The sequence below is a fragment of the Ferrigenium sp. UT5 genome (assembly GCF_045866295.1).
Taxonomy (GTDB): Bacteria; Pseudomonadota; Gammaproteobacteria; order Burkholderiales; family Gallionellaceae; genus Sideroxyarcus.
Genome location: NZ_BAAFRY010000074.1, coordinates 1 through 505 on the forward strand (window position 1 = coordinate 1; position 505 = coordinate 505).

The window sequence follows — 505 nt, forward strand, 5'->3', positions numbered from 1 at the left end:
TTCAGTTCTTCGGCAACATCCTTGATCGTGCTCGCCCGGCAGCGACGCCCGACGAACCAGGCAAACCGCTTCGTGTAGAACGGGTTGTCGGCAAGGAAGTCGAGTCGCTCCCGCTTCACTTTGCCGCAACATCGACAGAGAATCCGGCGAACCTCGAACTCCAGATAGACCCGCGTGTTGCCGCAGGACAAATCACGGGCGCGCCGTGTCGTGCGGTCGTACCAGCCCGAGCGTGCTCGGCCGCACACTTTGCAGACCGTTTTTTTGAGCGCCGCACGAGAGTGATGACGCGCGCCTTGTGGTCGCCGAAGACACCCCGGACAGTTTCCAGCGGCCGGAAACCGGGAAAGCGATATGCATCGAGCAGGCGCTTGCGTTTGGTTGAAATAGCCATTGAGAAATCCTCCCGTTTCCCGCGACAGGTGCAGACCGGATTTTGCCAGATGCCACAAGGCTTGCAGAGGATTTCATGCTAAATTCTACCCACACTCTTTCACGAAGACCC

General features: G+C 58.6%; 1 pseudogene. It reads right to left on the bottom strand.

Going from position 1 to position 505, the window contains the following annotated elements:
* Positions 1–452, bottom strand: a pseudogene (locus ACKTSJ_RS11195) (hypothetical protein); the annotation flags it as partial.
* Positions 453–505: the final 53 nt, after the last annotated feature.